Raw genomic sequence first — 17,966 nt, 5'->3', positions numbered from 1 at the left:
AGCTTTTATTTGAACAACCCTTTTAGTTTTGCCAATTTCTCTTGCAAATCACCATCAGCATCTTTTTTTACTGGCTGAGTTTTCTGCGCAAAACTTTTTGCTTCTTGCTCTTTGTTCCTTCCTCCTTGCTCTTTGTTCCTTCCTCCTTGCTCCTTGTTCTTCGATCCTTGCTCCTTATTCTTTGTTCCTTGGTCTTTGCTCTTAACCCCATTAGGCTTAGCACTAACCTCACTTTTCATTGATAAAGAAATTCGTTTCCGAGCCGCATCTACTTCCATCACAGTAACTTCTACTTTTTGGTGTACCTTAACAATATCGTTCGGGTTAGCCACAAAACGGTTAGCCAGCTGACTGGTGTGAACCAAGCCATCCTGATGAACGCCAATATCTACGAAGGCACCAAAATTGGTGATGTTGGTTACAATTCCCGGCAGTTTCATGCCAATTCTTAAATCGCTTATTTCGTTCACGCCATCCGTAAAGCTAAAAGCTTCAAACTGTTCACGTGGATCGCGGCCTGGCTTAGCCAGCTCCTTTAAAATATCGTTTAGCGTAGGTAAACCAATCTCATCAGTTACATATTGCTGCGGTTTAATTTGCTTTTGTAGCTGGCTATCCTTCATCAAAGTAGAAATTGTTGTACCTAAATCTTTGGCCATTTTGTCAACTACAGCATATCTTTCAGGGTGAACGCCACTGGTATCTAAAACATTTTCCGCATTACGAATGCGCAAGAAACCTGCCGCTTGTTCGTAGGCCTTATCGCCTAAACGGGGTACTTTTTTAAGGCTTTCACGGTTTTTAAACGCACCATGAGTATTTCTGTAATCAACTATGTTTTGGGCTAATGTTGGGCCTAAGCCAGAAACGTAAGCAAGAATTTGTTTCGATGCCGTGTTCAATTCTACCCCAACGGCATTCACCGCACTCACTACGGTATCATCTAAACTGGCTTGCAGTTTATTTTGGTCAACATCGTGTTGGTATTGCCCAACACCGATTGATTTTGGATCGATTTTTACCAGCTCCGCCAAAGGATCCATAAGCCGGCGACCGATTGAAACAGCACCACGAACGGTAATATCTTGTGTGGGGAATTCTTCACGGGCAGCCTCTGATGCAGAGTAGATGGATGCACCGCTTTCGTTAACCATTACAATGGTAATATCAGGTAAGTTCAACCCACGAATAAAGGCTTCTGTTTCTCTTCCTGCCGTTCCATTGCCAATCGCAATTGCTTCAACGTTGTGCTTTTCACAGAGTTGTTTGATGGTTATTTCAGCATTTTTAACATTTCCTTGCCCGGTATGAGGAAAAATGGCGGTGTTCTCTAATAGTTGGCCTTGGCTATCCAGACAAACCACTTTGCAACCAGTACGAAAACCAGGATCAATAGCTAGTACGTTTTTTTGTCCCATTGGTGCTGCCAACAACAACTGGCGTGCATTTTCGGCAAAAACCCGAATAGCTTCTTCATCTGCCTTTTGTTTGGTTAGCACCCGCAGTTCAGTTTCCATTGCCGGTTCCAGTAAACGCTTGTAGCCATCTTCCAAAGCCTGTTGTACCTGTTTCGAAGCCTCATTATGACCCAATACGAACTGATTTTGAAGCAGTTCAATGGCGCCTTCTGCAGGTGGTAAAGCATCAAGTCTCAAAATCAATTCTTTTTCGCCCCGGCGCATCGCCAAAACACGGTGCGATGCCGCCGTTTTAACAGGCTCATTCCACTCGAAATAATCTTTATACTTAATTCCTTCTTCTTCTTTTCCCTTGATTACTTCTGATTTGAAAACAGCCTTTTCTTGAAAATAACTGCGCATTTTGGTCCGGGCCTCTGCATTTTCCGAAATCATTTCCGCAATGATATCGCGTGCTCCAGCCAGGGCTTCCTCCAAAGAATTAACGCCCTTTTCTGCATCTAAATATTGATCAGCAGCTGCATCTAAATCGAAGTTTTTCTGATCGAAAATTTGTAACGCCAAAGGCTCTAAACCTTTTTCTTTTGCCGCAGAAGCCCTTGTTTTACGCTTAGGTTTGTAAGGCAGGTAAATGTCTTCAAGTAAGGAGATGGTTTCAGCTTCGTTAATTTTTTGTTCCAACTCAGGCGTTAATTTGCCAAGATCGTTCATCGATTTTAGAATCGCTTCACGGCGTTTGTCCAAATCTCTTAACTGCGTAACGCGGTCGCGAATTGCCGCTACCTCAACTTCATCTAAACTTCCTGTTAATTCTTTACGGTAACGTGAAATGAAGGGCACAGTTGCACCTTCATCCAATAAACTTACAGTGGCGGTTACTTGTTTTTCTGCAACTTTTAATTCTGCAGCAATTATTTTATGATGAGCTAGCATATAATGTATTCAATATTAAAGGCAGCAAAGCTAATTAGGATTTGCCGTATTTTACGATTTTTAAAATCAAGTTTTCCACCAGAAAATGTGAAGAAATTAATTGTTTATTTCCAAATTGATGGACGTTTTAATTGTTGATTAACGAATGGTGAGGATTGGAAAGCAAAGACAGTTGTTGATTTTAATGTTCGTCTGGCTTTCCGCTAAATGCCCGATGAAAAATCGGGCGATACCGCTGCAATCCAGTTTAGGTGGCTAGGTTACTACAGCTATTTACTTTGCAAAGGTTAGCAGTTGTTATAAAGCTAAAAAATTTCTAGTGCTGCGTTGTATTGGCATTTGGGTTGGGCGGAAATTAACAGAAGTGATCTGTGGGGACACAGACCACGGTAGCAGAAATTAATGGTTTATTTACAGATTGATGGACGTTTTAATTGTTGATTAGCGAATGATGAGGATTGGAAAGCAAAGACAGTTGTTGATTTTAATGTTCGTCTGGCTTTCCGCTAAATGCCCGATGAAAAATCGGGCGATATCGCTGCAATCCAGTTTAGGTGGTTAGTTGAGTATTGCTATTTGCTTTGCAAAGGTTAGCAGTTGTTATAAAGCTAAAAAATTTCTAGTGCTGCGTTGTATTGGGATTTCGGTTGGGCGGAAATTAACAGAAGTGATCTGTGGGGACACAGACCACGGTAGTAGAGGTTAAGGAATGGCTACTGCTTGCGTTTTTTTCATCTGGCCGAAAGGGAAATTAAGCGGTTTGTTCAATTCATATTAATCGAAGCTAGCCGAGTTTGTAGTATTGGTATGCTACCTTTTTTCAATATATTCGAAATAGTCCATTACCTTCTGCTCTGCAGTTTGATTGATGTCAACTGCATTGTTATAAAGCGATGTTCTAAGTTGCCTATACAATTCAATGCCATTTTTCAAACTAATCATTATTGAATCTTTCTCGTAGTTCGGAACCGTACTAATTAAACCTTTGAAATCTTTTGGCATTAAGTCCATTTCAGCTTTTCTTACGCCTCGGGGCAACTTTTCGTTTTTGATATGCAGCAGCGGGCCAAATACAAGCATTCTTAAAAAACCTAAAAAATCATAAGCTTCCAGATATTCACCTCGTCCAAGTTTCAACAATGCGTAATGTATCCAGGTCCAAAACCGATCTTCAATCCACTGGTAATCTGGAAAAGGGAAGCTTACTTCTGAATTATCTAATACCCTTTGAAGTTGGCCATCTCTATCGAAAAGTATATGAGGTGTTTCCACCCGGACATGAAATTCTTCCCGCGTAACAAATTTTAAATCTACATGGAGCAACGGATTATCATAAAGGCATATTAAAACTGTGGGTTCGCCAACGTGTTCACCGGTAAAGCCCGATAAAAAATTACCCAAACTTTTGGCATATTGCATCATCAAAGTTTTATCATCGGTAATCTTTTCTGCTGTTACCACAATTAAATCCAAATCAGAAAATTCATCTATTTGGTTGCTTAGCCACGATCCGCCTACAGCTAAACCAATTACGTTTTCATTTTTTGAAAATATTTCTTTTGCCTTTTGCGCAAATTCTAGTTGCATCATCATGATATCGATTAACCTTGAAATGTTGACAATTTAAAAAAAAAATCTTCTCAATTTTTTTCATTGGAAATACCTTTTCTTGATCTCGATTTATTGTTTCGGGCTTTGAGGACACAGACCGTGGCGTTAAAATTTTTCCACTGCACATATGCCCTTTATTGCCATCCGGCTTCAGCCGACGGATGTATTAAAATAAAAAGCCTGTTCGTCACAGGCCATTTGTTTTAATACATTAAAAATATAGTAGGTTTTTTATGAAGATCAATTTCTTCTTTGCGCCAATTGTAAACGCTTTGGGTTTTGATAAATTCGTCTTCAGCAGTGAGGTTGCTGGCCACGCAAATCTGCGTGTTGGGTTTACAACTTTTTAACACCTCTTCAAAAAGCTGATTGTTACGAAAAGGCGTTTCGATAAAAATTTGTGTTTGCTTGTAGCGACTTGCTGATAAATCTAAGTCTTTAATCCGTTTGGTGCGCTGTTCTTTATCTATTGGTAAATATCCCCAAAAAGCAAAACTTTGTCCATTAAATCCTGAAGCCATTAAAGCCAACAAGATCGAACTTGGGCCAACCAAAGGAACTACCTTGATACCACGTTTGTGGGCTTCGGCAACAATTTCTGCACCTGGATCTGCAATGCCCGGGCAACCTGCTTCACTCATCAAACCAACGTCTTTTCCTTCCTTTAGTTCGTTAAAAAACTGTCCTAAATCTGTGCGGTTATGTTTGCCATAGTCGTGTACAATGAGGTCTTTTTGTGGCGTTTTTAATCCGGCCTCTTTTAAAAAGCGACGGGCTGTTTTGCTATTCTCCACAATGTAAGTATCAATCTGATTGATGGTATCAACCAAATAAGGAGTAAAAGTTTTGTGTGAAACCTCTTCTGCCAGAGGAACAGGAATAAGATATAAGGTGCCGTTTTGCATGTTGCAAAAATAGGCACAATAAACAGAATTTTAGTTCTAAAGTTTTGCGTTAATGCGATATAATCTATTTTCTAAACAGTGGTGTAGCAAATATTATTTCTGGCTGACTTATTTTCTGCACAATTAAGCTTCGCTTAAAACGTTAAATATTAGTTAAATATGCCTTCAGAGGCAATATCAGGCCGAAAAACGAAAAACTATGCAAGCATATTAAACCTTGATGAATTTTGGTTCTCTAATTGATACACACAAGTTAGGTTATTAAATAAACACACAAATGAAAACACTGAAAAAATCGGCAATTGTGCTGGGGCTTTTTGGGCTCCTTGCCGGAACCACCACCTTAGTCAGGGCACAAGACTATCAAGACAATTATCAGGATGATGGTTATAGCACAGGGAATGTTTCTATGCAAACCTTTTATGATGAACTTTCTCCTTACGGTACCTGGATTCAAGATCCGCAATACGGTTATGTTTGGCGTCCTGATGTTGATCAAAACGAATTTCGCCCGTATTATACCAATGGCCGCTGGGCAATGACAGAATATGGAAATACCTGGGTTTCGAACTACGATTGGGGTTGGGCTCCGTTTCACTATGGCCGTTGGGTAATTAACAGCTATCGCCAGTGGATTTGGTTGCCAGATACAAACTGGGGGCCAGCATGGGTAGATTGGAGAAGTGGCGATGGATACTATGGATGGGCACCAATGGCACCAAGCATTAGCATTAATTTAAGCTTTGGAAGGCGTTATTCAGTTCCTGAGTTCTGCTGGAATTTTATTCCTCAGCGTAATATTTATATAAATACTTTTCCAAGGTACGATTACGGCCGTAACAATGTTTACATCCGCAATACTACGATCATCAATAATACCTACGTTTACAATAGAAGGTCGTATTATGGCGGTCCGAGGATTGATGATATCAGAAGAGCAACTAATCGTGATGTAACTGTATATAGGTATGCGCAAAGTAATCGCCCGGGTGCAAGTAGAGTTGGTGGAAGAGAGGTTTCGATTTACAGACCAAGACCAGAGCGTAATGCCGATAACCGCAATGCAGCGCCAAGAAAATTTGAGCAGGGAAATGCAGGGATAAGCAGAGGTGGAAGAAATGAAGGTTATACAAACCGTAATCAACCTGGTAGAGATAACAACGGCAATCGCAACGATAATGATCAAAGGGGAAATAATGATAACCGCTTTGGAAACAGAAACGATAACCGTGGTGGCCAACCGAACAGAGGAAATGAAGCTAACGCCGGTCGTGACAATAATCAACCAAATAATAGGGGTGAAGCTTACAACAGAAACGCAAATGGCCGCACGAGCAGAGGCAATTCAAATGGAATTGACCAACGTAACAATGATGGTAACGTAAATAGAGCTCAAGATCAGGAACGGGCAAACCAAATGCGTCAGCAACGTAATCAGCAAGATCGCATGAGTCAGGATCAGCAGCGTGCTCAAAATGAGACGAGAGGAAATAACGACCGCTCAGGAGATGCACAAAGACAACAACGTTCAGAGCAGGCAGCACAACAAAATGCACAACGCAACGAACAGATGCAGCAGCAACGCGGTCAGCAGGCAGAGCAACAAAGAGCGCAACGTGATCAGCAAATGCAGCAGCAACGCAGTCAGCAGGCGGAACAGCAAAGAGCGCAACGTGATCAGCAGATGCAACAACAACGCAGTCAGCAGGCAGAGCAACAAAGGGCTCAACGCGATCAGCAGATGCAACAACAACGCAGTCAGCAGGCAGAGCAACAAAGGGCTCAACGCGATCAGCAAATGCAGCAGCAACGTAGTCAGCAGGCAGAGCAACAAAGGGCTCAACGTGATGCGCAACAGCAACAGCAAAGAGCACAACAACAGCAACAAATGCAACAACGCCAGGAACAAAGAAGAACTGAATCGGCCCCTCAACAACAAAGAGGTGGTGGCGAAAGAAGTGGCGCTGAAGGTGGCAGGCCATCAAGAGGTGGCAGAGGATAAATTAATGAAAAGTCCCGGTGAAAACCGGGACTTTTTTTTGGGTAATTATTGCCCCGCAGCCTGGTGCAGCTGACTTAAATTTTTTCCAATATAGGTGCTTTTGGCATTTGGATGAAGGTTTTCAGGATCCAGCAAAAAAGTTTCGATGCCAAGTTCCATCCCATATTTAATTTCCGATTCTGCATCATCGCCAATGATCAGGATATCTTCAGTATTCAGCTTAAATTTTTCAATTAAATTTAAGAATGCCTGTTTTTTATTGCTAACAGCTACATCAACAACTTGAACATCTTCGAAATCATCAGCTATTCCTAACATTTTCACTTTTGAATACTGTTGTTTAGGGAAACCGGCGGTAACGATAAACTTTCTGCCCTTTAAACTTTTTATATAATGGTAATCATCACTCGGAATTAATGCTTTAGTGACTTCTCTATTCGACAAGTAATCAATTAAACGATCAGTTACCTCTTTTGGAAATTCGTATTTTTCGGCCACTTTTAAAAATGGTGTTCTCAGCATTTCCGCCTTTGCGGCCATATATTGTTCGTCAGTGAGCTTTAAATCTTGCTGCTCAAGCAAATCATACAGTCCTTTCATCAAAACATTTTCATTCGGTTTGGTAAAGTAAATCGTGTTATCTAAATCGATAAAAAATACTTGTTTCATTGTGGTTTGGTTTTTGCAAGGTAAAAAAAGTTAAAACACCTTAAGGGTTAATATGTTTAATAACTAAATAACGAAAACCATGAAAAAAGAGACAAAAATTATAGTGGGCGTTTTAGCCGGAGCAGCATTAGGCGCAACAATTGCATTAGCATTATCGTCAGATTCATCTAGTGATTTAAAAGGTAAGGTTTCAGATTTTTTTGCTGATCTTTTAGATGCTTCTAAAGATAAGTTAGCTGGATTAGCAGATAAGGCATCAGGTTTAGCAGACAAAGCCTCTGGAGTAGCAGAGAGAGTTAAAGATAAAATCTCAGAAGTTCACGCTTAAAGAAATTGGAAATGCCGGAAATATCCGGCATTTTTATGCTACATTAATTCTAACCATCTAATGAAGATTGCCTTTCATGGTGCTGCCCGTACAGTTACGGGAAGTAAGCACCTTATTACCTTAAAAAATAACACCCAGATATTACTAGATTGTGGCCTGTTTCAGGGAATGGGTCGTGTTACCGATAAACTAAATGACTATTTTGGTTTCGATCCCCAAAAAATTACCTATCTCATTTTATCTCATGCCCACATTGATCATTGCGGTTTGTTGCCTAAACTGGTAGCCGATGGCTTTAGCGGAAAAATCTTCTGTACGCCCGCCACAATGGATCTTTCTCGCATTTTAATGATGGACTCGGCGAAAATCCAGATGCAGGACGCTGATTTTTCGAATAAGCATCGTCGTGAAGGTGAAGAAATGGAAGAGGCGCTATACACAGAGGAAGATGTTACCCAGACTTTGAGTCAGATGAAAATTGTAGAATATGAGGAAGATTTCGAAATTGATGAACACATTCGCTTGAAACTCACCGATGCCGGACACATTTTGGGTAGCTCGGCGGTTCATTTAACTATCACCGAAGACGGAGATACCAAGAGGATTACCTTTTCTGGCGATGTTGGCCGCTATGGAGATTTACTTTTGAAAAGTCCTCAGCAGTTCGATCAGGCTGATTATATTTTGATGGAATCTACCTATGGCGATTCACTTCATAAAGACCTCGATCCGATTGAGGATATGCTCTACGAAATTATTAATCACACCTGTATAGTAAAAAAAGGTAAAGTAATTATACCAGCATTTGCCGTTGGGAGAACGCAAGAGTTACTGTATGCATTGAACGGTTTGGAATTAAAAGGAAAATTGCCTGATGTTCCATTTTATGTTGATAGTCCGCTATCATCAAAGGCTACCGAAATTTTGCGTAACCACCCTGAGGTTTACAATAATGGTGTAAAACAAGTTTTAAAAGTTGACCACGACATTTTTGGATTCAAAGGCTTGCGTTTCATCGAAAGTGTAGAGGAGTCGAAAAAACTGAACGATGATCCACGCCCTTGTGTAATTATCTCCGCATCAGGCATGGCAGATGCAGGCCGGGTGAAACATCACATCAGAAACAATATAGGAAACCAGAAAAATACCATCTTGATGGTGGGTTATTGCGAACCGAATTCTTTGGGTGGGCAATTGGTTGCTGGTAAAAAAGTGGTGGAAATTTTCCGCGATGAATATGATGTGAAGGCGGAAGTGCAAGCAATAAAATCGATGAGTGCGCATGGCGATTACGAAGATTTATTGCAGTTTCTGTCTTGTCAAGACCCAGCGGAAGTGAAGCAGCTTTTTCTTGTGCATGGAGAATATGAAGTTCAGCAGCATTTCGCAACACGATTAAAAGAGCATGGATTTAAACATGTGGCTATTCCTGAATATCATCAGGAGTTTAGCCTCACCCCAGCCCTCTCCAAAGGAGAGGGAGCGCAAACTTGAAGAAGGTAGTTGCTTTAGTCTTTAGTCTTTTTGCTTTCAGCTTTAGTCTTTCTAACTATCTTTGCTGCCATGGATGTTTTTGGCAAAGCGCTTACTGATATTTACAAAACCGGCGAAGCCGATACACTTTGGTTGCACAATTCTTATGGTGAGCCTGAAGAAATGCCCTTAGAATTTTTCTTCCGTGATGATGAAGATATGCCCGTTTTGGAGCTTCAAGCTTTGCACCTGTGCCACGGGAAAGTTTTAGATATTGGAGCCGGTGTCGGCAGTCACGCTTTGCTTTTACAAGCTTTTAATATCGATGTCACTGCTATTGATGTTTCTGAAGCTGCAGTTAACATTATGAAAGACCGCGGAGTAAAAAAAGCTTTGCTACAGGATGTTTTTACCTATCAGGAAAAGTTCGATACCATTTTAATGTTGATGAATGGCATTGGCTTAACCGGAACATTGGCCGGTTTTAAAGATTTCTTAATCAAAATAAAAAATCTACTTCATCCTGGCGGACAGGTAATTTTCGATTCATCGGATATTTCTTATTTATATGAGGATTTGCCAAAGCCCCAAAATCAATATTACGGTGAAGTTTCTTATCAATATGAATACAAAGGGGAGAAGGGGAATTGGTTTAACTGGATTTATATCGATGAAGAAACCATTAAAACCATCGCGAAGGAGACTGGCTGGAATTGTGAGATGATATTCGACGATGGAGAAGACCAGTATTTGGTGAAGCTGACCTTGGGATAAATTCGTCATTGCTTGCCTGCTGCAGGCAGGCAAGCAATGACGATCTGACTAAGTTTAAAAGCTAAAAAACGTTTGTCTTCCACCGACTTTCTGCCCAAAATTTTGAATATTGTAAGTCAGCGTTACCATTCCATATCTACCTAAATTGTTGGTTTGATAATCAATTACGCTATTTCCGGTAATCTCCACAGAGCGCCTTACATTACTTTGCAAAATATCATTCACCGCTAATTTCAATTGTAGTCGGTCATTTTTCATGAATAGATAGGTCACAGCTGCATTCCACAGTTTAATGTTATTGTTGTAACCGGCAATTTGTTGCGTATTTGCAGTGATGGCGAAATTGGTTTCGAAAACCACCTTTTTTGGGTATCGAATAATTAATTCTGAGGTTGCGTTCTGTGTGTTGTAGCTCAGGTCTGTATAGAAATCATCCTGATAGCGGCTGCGGTTTAGGTTAATGGAATAAGATTGGTTTAATTCGGCAACATCGTTCAAGTTTAATTTCACACTTCCATTAGGGCCAACATAAAATACGTCTGCATCACTTCTGATATTGTTGATAATAACCGGCGTATGATTGAAGTTTGCCCAGAAACCTAAGCCAACTTTTAAAGTTGTTTTATTGATTTTAAAATCCTTCGAACCATTTGCACCACCGTTAAAATTATAAATGCCACTCACGTTAATTGGAGTTACGGTTTGCACACCATTGCTAATTGTAGTGGTATTTACAATGCCGTTTTTGGTGAAATTTCCGTAACCATACAAATTATAATTCACTAACAACTTCGGATCGTATTTGTACATGTTCAAACTCAATCTTTGCATTCTGGCTGGCAACAAATTAGAGTTACCATTTCTAATGTAAAGGGCATTGGTATTATCGGCTACAGGTTGCAAATAACTCACATTGGGTTCTGTAAATCGGGCATCGTAATTCAATCTAAAAATTTTATACACCAGTTGAAATGAAGGCCAAATGAAATGATATCGCTGATCGATGTTGGCGCTATTGCTAAAGCGGTTATTTAATGAAATGTAGTTGTGTACAATTCCAGGTTGGATATTAAAATCTTTGGTTATTCTGTATTTTAGACTAATATTCGTATTCGTTTTAAAGCCAGCCTGCTCTACGGTTTGGCTCAAACTAGGGATTAAAACATCGTATAGTTGGTTTGCAGGATTTCTGTACAATGTGCTCAAGGCATTTTCGTTGTTCAAAATATTTCCGCTTAAATCAATTTTAAAGCTTAACTTTTTACTAATGGGTTCGCTATAATTGGCATAGATGTACGATCGAAAATTCTCAATTTGATTGTTCCGCAGCTGATCTATTTCTGAAGTTGATGGGGTAATGAAGAAGTTGCTGATGCTGCGGTTATAATTTGAGGTTGGAGTTGGAGTAGTCGAAATATCAAAACCGATATTGAATGATCTGCCTGCTTTCTTAAAATCTCTACTTAAATCGGCTACGAGCTGATATTTATTACTTGATGAATTTCGGTCGTTTATATTCTGCAAGTTATTAACCAGCTGGCCAGCAGCATTTGTGTTTGTGGAGCGATTGGTGCTGATAGCGTTGTTCGAATTTAAAACGATAAAAGGCTCAATAGTAAGTTGTGTTAATGAATCGATTTGCCAATCTAATTTCCCTGCAATATTATGTTTAAGTGTTAATGCCCTTGTGTTTTCATTTGCATTGGTAATCAACCGATCATTGCCCAGCGTTTGGTTGGTATTGGTTAAGCGCTCCAGTAAATTATCATTGCGGCCGAAAAAATATTGTGTATTTAGCTTAATGCCTTTTTTTGTGAGGGTGTTAAAGTTAAAGCCGCCGCCCGATGAGGTTTGTACACCGCTAAAGCTTCCACCAAAACTAATTCCATTAAACTCAAAATAGCCACCAGAACTCATCATCATCGAGTTAACACCACTTCGAGCAAAGCCACCAATCCTTTGTACATCATTGGGGTTAAAGCCCGGCTGGTTGATGTTATTTCCATAAGCCAAAATACTCACCTGTGTCGTATCGCGGAAAAAATTCATTAAACCCCCGGCCTGATAAAGCTCTTTGATGCCGCCACCAGCATACAACTTGCCAAATGCACCTTTCTTAATGGCTTTCTTCAATTTCAAATTGATGATTTGAGGAATTTCTGCCGCGGTTAAATCGGGATCTCGTCTTTTTGCTTGCTTATCCTCCACCACCTGAACTTTATCAATAATGTTGGCAGGTAAATTTTTAGTGGCGATTTGCTGGTCGCCTCCAAAAAATTCCTTTCCATCAACCAGAATTTTGCTTACTGCTTTCCCATTAACCATAATTGATCCATCTTCGGCAATTTGTACCCCCGGGAGTTTCTTTAACAAGTCTTCAACCACTGCAGAGGGAAGTGTTTTGAAAGATTCTGCATTAAATTCGATTGTGTCTTTACGCACAATAACAGGCGGCCTTTCTGCCACAATGTTCACTTCGTTTAAATCGTTAGCCTTGGTTGATAAATAAATGGTTCCTAAGTTTAACGTTGGATTTTCTGGCGTTAGCGCAATCTCTTTGCGGTAGGTGCCATACTGCCAGGCAGAAATAACCAGGCGATATTTTATCCCCGTCTGTAGGTTGTTTATTTTAAAAGTGCCTTTATCATCAGAAAGCTTATAGGTGGTAAGTACACTATCGCCAACTTTGTAAACCGAAACTGTAGAATAATTCAAAGTGGTTTTGTGGTTGGCACTATCGGCTAATATTCCGGTGATGCTACCATTTTTCTGTGCCAGGAGATTTAAAAAGAAGAGAGAAAATAAAATAGAAAGTAAAAGCTGCTTCATATAAGATAAGTAAGAATGTTGGGCTAATTTAATGTTGAGGTTTAAATGGTTTTCAAAAATGTGACGAATTCGATTTGAAATGTGATGAATTTAGATTCTCGATTTATTTCACGCCACTTAACAAACAGGTTGCACCCAAGAATTATCAACTAAATCTTTAGGTAAAGATGATCTTATATTTGGTTAATTACAAATGCAATCAAAAAATTTACAAAGGCGGAAACAAAAAAATCCCCAAAGGTTAAACTTTGGGGATTTCTATCAGTAGGATTTTTTACTTTAAGTCGTTGTAATTAATGATTTTCACATCGGGATTCTTTGCTAGAATTTCTTCCATCCAAACGCGGTGCGCTGCTCCAACACCAACCACTACTCGCTTCGCATTTTTAGCTCTTGCCTGTTCGATCACGTTTTTGCACATACCTTCGTTTCTGTTTGTCCATTGTGCCACCATGTCCTTTAAAGTTTCGGTAGGGAAACCTGCATAGCCATAAAATTTACGACCGCCATAAAAGTTCCAGGCTTCAATTAATTCTCCGTATTTGGCTGTAGCCATTCCTGCATATTCATCAGCAGAAAACTTCTTTTCTTCTTCATTACTATAAACCCAGTATTTGTCTATCGCAGCCATTGTTCTTCCTTCTGGTGATAATGAATCTGCTTTAGCTTTTTGGGCCATTACTTTATAGGCAGAATCCATTTTACGCCAAGCTTCACCCCAAGGTTTATCATAAGTCTGGCAATCCATATTATAAATTTGGTTCTGACCGAGTTGATAAATCAATGGAAAATATATTTTGCTGTACTCGCTCCCTGGTCTGATGATCCCAAGTTTTTTAAGGGAATCCAGGCTTCCAAACATTTTAGCATAAGTTTCTTGCTCTTGCTTTCCAAACCTGGTTTTCATTTCATTTTCCAGTACAAACATCTGATAGTCGAAATTACCCCTGTCCCAATTTTTAGCATATTCAACAGCTAAATCCATTCTTGTTTTGTGGTAGTATGCAAAAGAGGTTAACGCTTTCTGTTTTTTCTTAATCGAAGCAGCACTATTTTTTAGTGGACCGGGATTCAATCTGGTAATGTAGTTGACCTTTTTTGCAAACCCTTGTTTAGCCCAATGGTCATCACTTAAAGTAGCATAATCTGTTGCTGGCAAATACTCTCCGAAAACCATATCAGGTTTAAAATTTTTAAGTTTATCAATTATAGCTTGAAAATTTTGTGTCGATTTCGCGTTATCGTGAGAAGAAGCCACAATTACAATTTCTATTTGATTTTGGGCTTTGCTATTAACAGCTATGCTGATTAATAATAGCAATGCGAAGCTGAAGTTTAGGATGGTTTTCATAGTGAATCTTTTTTCTTTTTCGTTGATTCAAATATGAGGAGAACAACTTTGCTACTATATTTAATTATCCCAACGGCTTTAAATTTTATCCCAATAGCGTTTAAAGCTTAATCAACAATTCGTCAGCAGCTGGATGGCGTTGATATAAAATTTGAGGTAATTCATCCCAGAAATGAAGCTATTTCATTAACTTTTTATTGAAGTTGACCAGCAATTTAAAAAGATCATTATACTCAGTTAATGGTAAAGTATCGGCTTGATCAAACACATCGTGATAGGCAGAAGGCCCACCTTGAGTATAGATAAAAAAGGCAGGAACCCCTTTTTCGGAGAAAAAATAATGATCACTATTTGCCGCCTTGCCTCTCGAATTTATTTTTGAAATATATTGATGCTGATCATTGATTTCCTTTAATAAGGAAAATGCCTTTGGATAAACTGACGCATTAACTACTGTCATCCCAGCCTCGCCTGTGCCCACTAAATCGAGATTAATAAGGAATTTAATTTTATTCAGCGGCAAAAGTGGATTTTCTGTAAAATATTTTGAGCCTAATAAGCCTGCCTCTTCGGCTGCGAAACAAATAAAACCGATGGAGTAAGGCTGAGGATTTGCAGCATAGAATTTCGCCAAACTTAAAAGTGTGGCAACACCGGCAGCGTTATCATTTGCTCCCGGAAAATATGTGTTTATACCCATGCCACCCAAGTGATCGTAATGAGCGGTAATCATTAAAATAGAATCTGGGTATTTGGTGCCTTTAACCAACCCGCAAACATTAGAAGCCTGGAAGTTGGTAATAAATCTGTTTTCGATATCAACATTTATCCGCTTCGGGCTAGTATTCAAAGCTTTTTTATTGATTTGGATTTGTGTCGTCTCACCAACTTCAGTAGCTACAGACCAGGTGAGTTTATCTTTCAACGAAACTTTTAATATTGGGCTTGCCTGAAAATTTAAACTATCAATTTGCTTTAAGGCTGCTTTTAGCTTAACCGTTGGGCTTTCGTTATTGACGATGAAATCTTTGCCTGGAATTAATTTTTTCCCATCAACTTCTACCGTCATTTTTCCAGGGAATGTGTTAACCGGGAAATTAAAATCCTGTTTGTAACTTGTCCCGAAGGGAATTAAACCCAGCTTGTTATATTCTTCAGCAATGAAATCTGCAGCCTTTTTCATTCCGTCTTTTGTGTAACCTCTGCCCCAAAATTCTTTTGCAGTAAGTTTATTCACCATTTTTCGGGTGTAGGCAGAATCTTGAGCAAAACATTTCAAGGTTGAAAAAAGGATGATAATGAGAATGATTTTTTTCACTTGAATATAATTAGGTTAGCAAAACTGGTCTACTAATTTTAGCGGTTTAAAACTATGAAAAAAAAATGGTTGGCTGCAAAAAGCAACCAACCATTAATATTTGATGAAGATAAACTAAAGCATGAACGATCGTCACCTTGAACTTGTTTCAGGGTCTTAATAGCAAAGCGGCTTAGGAGGAAAGATGCTGAAATAAATTCAGCATGACGAGCGTTAAACACGCGACGTTTCTACTCACACCAAAAAACCCAAACTCTACTTAACTAAATAGGGTTGCAAGGCTGTTTTTATTTTCTCCTTATTCTGACTGGCAGTCCATTTTTCTTTAATGGATTGATCGCCTAAATTAAATAACGTTTCATAAAGCAATTTGCCATTTACATTGGTTTGAACTTTGAAATCGGTGGTAGAAATTTTTTCTAAATCTGCCCAAACGTCGCGTACATCTGCCCAATATGTTTTTTGGCTATCCCACCATTTTTGCGCATAGGCAAATTTAGCCGGATCTATTTTTGTAAATTCTTCATAACCCTTTTCAACAGCAATGAGTTTATCACCCTGGGGTGTTCTAACAACTTTTTTATTGTCTTGCTCAAACATCCAACCCTCTTTGGTAATGGTAATTCTGCTGCCGCGGTTTAAAACATTGTAATCTTTACGTACGGTAGATTCTCTTCTGGGAAGTGGAGAATCGGTTTCACTTTGCCAGGCATCGCGACCGCCAACATGGCTCCAGGTTCCGTAACCCTGGTAACGCGGACTATCATCAACCTGATAAACTTTTTGCGTCCATTTTCCCTTAATGTTAGCAGGATTTAATGTAACCTTCTTCCATGCATTATCTTGAGTATAAAGCATAATTTCAGGGTCTTCGTAAGTCCAATCCTGGCGCCAGTGTTTAATTACTGTCGAATCGTTAATCGCCAACATGTGCTGAATGACGATCTTTTTAGGCTCATCAACAATCACTTCAGCCCATTCATTTCCATGGCTTCTGTATGGCTTGCTGAAGGTATAATTTGGATCGGGTGAGGTAACTTCCCCATAATTGAAGTTTACTTTGTAAAAGCCGGCCAATGATTTGATGGCTTTTCTATCTTGATCCAATTTATCTTGAGCATTAGCGCTAGAGGTAAAAAATACGGTTAGTACAAGAAGGAGGTTTAAAATTTTCATAGTTTAAGTTGTTATCGTTTATTGAGCTGCAGGGGTAGATTTTTTCTTTTTCTTGTTTCTTCCAATCCAGATGAGAACACCTGTAATTGGCATACTTGCTGCAATTAAGCTGGCGAAAAATGCAATGATTTTTCCAGGTAATCCCGCTATTGAACCTACGTGGATGTCATAATTCATCCGCATGATTTTATCGGCGACAGTTGCGTTTTTTAACTTTCCGAAAACATGTTTCACTTCAATCTCTTTCAAGGTATGCTGATCAAAATAGCTGTAGTCAGCTTTCCAATAGGTCTCTGGGTCGGGGTTTTTTGCTATTTCGATTGATGCTTTTTCGTTTTCGGGAACATGTACATCAAGACTTCCGTTAAATTTTGGATCGGCATCCAGGTAAGATTTCCAAAGTTGATCAGCGGCTGAAGCATTTAGCTGCAGCTTCGTATTTCGAGTGGTATCAGAATAGGTTTCTTCGAACTGATTGAGCCTTTTGCCGCCCGAGCTTACAAAGTAAACCGATTTGGCAAACCATTGGAAGCCCATCACCATCCCCGAAAGTGCAATAAAAATGATAATCCAGGTGATGTAAAAGCCCAACACGTTATGAAAGTCATAATTAACCCGACGCCATTTTGCATTCCATTTGATGGTAAAACGTTGTTTTGAAGCCGCTTTATTTTTTGGCCACCACAATATCAACCCAGAAAACAATAGAACCACAAACATTAAGGTAGCTGTAGTAAGTACCGGCTGGCCAATTTCTGGTGGCAGCCATAAATAATAATGCCCCATGATCACGATTCTGAAAAAATCGTCGTTCATGTTTTTAACTTTAATTACTTCGCCCGTGTACTGGTTTACGAAAACGATATAATAGTATTCCGGATCAAAATTATAGTAAACAACTTGTGCACTTTTGCCAGGTTGATAAGTAATGCTGTGGGCATGCTTGTTTGGCAGGGCTTGATCTGCAATCTTTTTTAATGCGGTAGGTGGAAGTAAGGGTTTGTTTTGAACCTCCAAATTGCGATAGGGTTGGGTAACATTTTCAATTTCTTTTTCAAAGGCTAAAATGCAGCCGGTAATTCCAAGGAAACAAACAAACAGCCCGGAAATTAATCCGAGCCATAAGTGTATTCTTCCCACCCAATATTTAAATGTTTTGTTTTTTTTCTTTTCAGACAT

Annotated in this window: 13 protein-coding genes; 4 read left to right on the top strand and 9 right to left on the bottom strand. The window is 39.4% G+C overall.

Annotated features, from left to right (window positions below; all coding sequences use genetic code 11):
• Positions 1-5: 5 nt before the first annotated feature.
• From ACZZZC_RS22995 to ACZZZC_RS22985, 3 genes are all read right to left on the bottom strand, one after another.
• Positions 6-2,351: a Tex family protein gene (locus ACZZZC_RS22995; RefSeq protein ID WP_463484193.1), complete on the bottom strand. Its 2,346-nt coding sequence runs from the start codon at positions 2,349-2,351 to the stop codon at positions 6-8.
• 810 nt (positions 2,352-3,161) lie between these two features.
• Positions 3,162-3,944 carry a hypothetical protein gene (locus tag ACZZZC_RS22990; RefSeq protein WP_463484192.1) on the bottom strand — a complete coding sequence of 261 codons (783 nt, stop codon included), beginning with the start codon at positions 3,942-3,944 and terminating at the stop codon, positions 3,162-3,164.
• Positions 3,945-4,165: 221 nt separating this feature from the next.
• Entirely contained in the window at positions 4,166-4,867 is a 702-nt protein-coding gene (locus tag ACZZZC_RS22985) for an SAM-dependent methyltransferase (protein WP_463484191.1), read from the bottom strand.
• Positions 4,868-5,144: 277 nt separating this feature from the next.
• On the opposite strand from ACZZZC_RS22985, the gene ACZZZC_RS22980 reads away from it, so the two are divergent.
• The gene (locus ACZZZC_RS22980) at positions 5,145-6,869 is read left to right on the top strand and encodes a DUF6600 domain-containing protein (protein ID WP_463488207.1); all 1,725 of its coding nucleotides are present in this window, start codon (positions 5,145-5,147) and stop codon (positions 6,867-6,869) included.
• Positions 6,870-6,914: 45 nt separating this feature from the next.
• Here ACZZZC_RS22980 and ACZZZC_RS22975 read toward each other — a convergent pair whose 3' ends face one another.
• Positions 6,915-7,538, bottom strand: a complete 624-nt coding sequence (locus ACZZZC_RS22975) for an HAD family hydrolase (protein ID WP_463488206.1) — start codon at positions 7,536-7,538, stop codon at positions 6,915-6,917.
• Positions 7,539-7,617: 79 nt separating this feature from the next.
• Here ACZZZC_RS22975 and ACZZZC_RS22970 point away from each other — a divergent pair, with 79 nt between their 5' ends.
• The 3 genes from ACZZZC_RS22970 to ACZZZC_RS22960 all read left to right on the top strand — a co-directional run bounded on the left by ACZZZC_RS22970 (position 7,618) and on the right by ACZZZC_RS22960 (position 10,113).
• Entirely contained in the window at positions 7,618-7,866 is a 249-nt protein-coding gene (locus tag ACZZZC_RS22970; protein WP_056851094.1) for a YtxH domain-containing protein, read from the top strand.
• Between the two features lie 60 nt (positions 7,867-7,926).
• Entirely contained in the window at positions 7,927-9,360 is a 1,434-nt protein-coding gene (locus tag ACZZZC_RS22965; protein WP_463488205.1) for an MBL fold metallo-hydrolase RNA specificity domain-containing protein, read from the top strand.
• Positions 9,361-9,429: 69 nt separating this feature from the next.
• A complete protein-coding gene (locus ACZZZC_RS22960; RefSeq protein ID WP_463488204.1) occupies positions 9,430-10,113 on the top strand; it encodes a class I SAM-dependent methyltransferase in 684 nt (227 codons plus the stop codon).
• A 54-nt stretch (positions 10,114-10,167) separates the two neighbouring features.
• On the opposite strand, the gene ACZZZC_RS22955 is transcribed toward ACZZZC_RS22960, so the two are convergent.
• The 5 genes from ACZZZC_RS22955 to ACZZZC_RS22935 all read right to left on the bottom strand — a co-directional run bounded on the left by ACZZZC_RS22955 (position 10,168) and on the right by ACZZZC_RS22935 (position 17,966).
• On the bottom strand, positions 10,168-12,942 hold the full coding sequence (locus ACZZZC_RS22955) for an outer membrane beta-barrel protein (protein ID WP_463488203.1): 2,775 nt from the start codon (positions 12,940-12,942) through the stop codon (positions 10,168-10,170).
• Positions 12,943-13,216: 274 nt separating this feature from the next.
• Entirely contained in the window at positions 13,217-14,293 is a 1,077-nt protein-coding gene (locus ACZZZC_RS22950; RefSeq protein ID WP_463488202.1) for a DUF5694 domain-containing protein, read from the bottom strand.
• Between the two features lie 178 nt (positions 14,294-14,471).
• Positions 14,472-15,611: a M28 family metallopeptidase gene (locus ACZZZC_RS22945; RefSeq protein WP_463488201.1), complete on the bottom strand. Its 1,140-nt coding sequence runs from the start codon at positions 15,609-15,611 to the stop codon at positions 14,472-14,474.
• 255 nt (positions 15,612-15,866) lie between these two features.
• Positions 15,867-16,787, bottom strand: coding sequence for a DUF6607 family protein (locus ACZZZC_RS22940; protein ID WP_463488200.1), 921 nt, complete (start codon positions 16,785-16,787; stop codon positions 15,867-15,869).
• A gap of 18 nt (positions 16,788-16,805) precedes the next feature.
• Complete coding sequence (locus tag ACZZZC_RS22935; RefSeq protein ID WP_463488199.1) at positions 16,806-17,966, bottom strand: PepSY-associated TM helix domain-containing protein; 1,161 nt, start codon at positions 17,964-17,966, stop codon at positions 16,806-16,808.

The sequence above is a fragment of the Pedobacter sp. AC212 genome, assembly GCF_979258625.1.
The sequence above is the reverse complement of the archived record's forward strand: the minus strand, read 5'-3'. Positions and strand labels throughout refer to the sequence as shown.

Coding starts and splice junctions, on each gene's coding strand:
- ACZZZC_RS22995 (WP_463484193.1), bottom strand. CDS start 2,351: ATGCTAGCTCATCATAAAATAATTGCTGCAGAATTAAAAGTTGCAGAA.
- ACZZZC_RS22990 (WP_463484192.1), bottom strand. CDS start 3,944: ATGATGATGCAACTAGAATTTGCGCAAAAGGCAAAAGAAATATTTTCA.
- ACZZZC_RS22985 (WP_463484191.1), bottom strand. CDS start 4,867: ATGCAAAACGGCACCTTATATCTTATTCCTGTTCCTCTGGCAGAAGAG.
- ACZZZC_RS22980 (WP_463488207.1), top strand. CDS start 5,145: ATGAAAACACTGAAAAAATCGGCAATTGTGCTGGGGCTTTTTGGGCTC.
- ACZZZC_RS22975 (WP_463488206.1), bottom strand. CDS start 7,538: ATGAAACAAGTATTTTTTATCGATTTAGATAACACGATTTACTTTACC.
- ACZZZC_RS22970 (WP_056851094.1), top strand. CDS start 7,618: ATGAAAAAAGAGACAAAAATTATAGTGGGCGTTTTAGCCGGAGCAGCA.
- ACZZZC_RS22965 (WP_463488205.1), top strand. CDS start 7,927: ATGAAGATTGCCTTTCATGGTGCTGCCCGTACAGTTACGGGAAGTAAG.
- ACZZZC_RS22960 (WP_463488204.1), top strand. CDS start 9,430: ATGGATGTTTTTGGCAAAGCGCTTACTGATATTTACAAAACCGGCGAA.
- ACZZZC_RS22955 (WP_463488203.1), bottom strand. CDS start 12,942: ATGAAGCAGCTTTTACTTTCTATTTTATTTTCTCTCTTCTTTTTAAAT.
- ACZZZC_RS22950 (WP_463488202.1), bottom strand. CDS start 14,293: ATGAAAACCATCCTAAACTTCAGCTTCGCATTGCTATTATTAATCAGC.
- ACZZZC_RS22940 (WP_463488200.1), bottom strand. CDS start 16,787: ATGAAAATTTTAAACCTCCTTCTTGTACTAACCGTATTTTTTACCTCT.
- ACZZZC_RS22935 (WP_463488199.1), bottom strand. CDS start 17,966: ATGTCTGAAAAGAAAAAAAACAAAACATTTAAATATTGGGTGGGAAGA.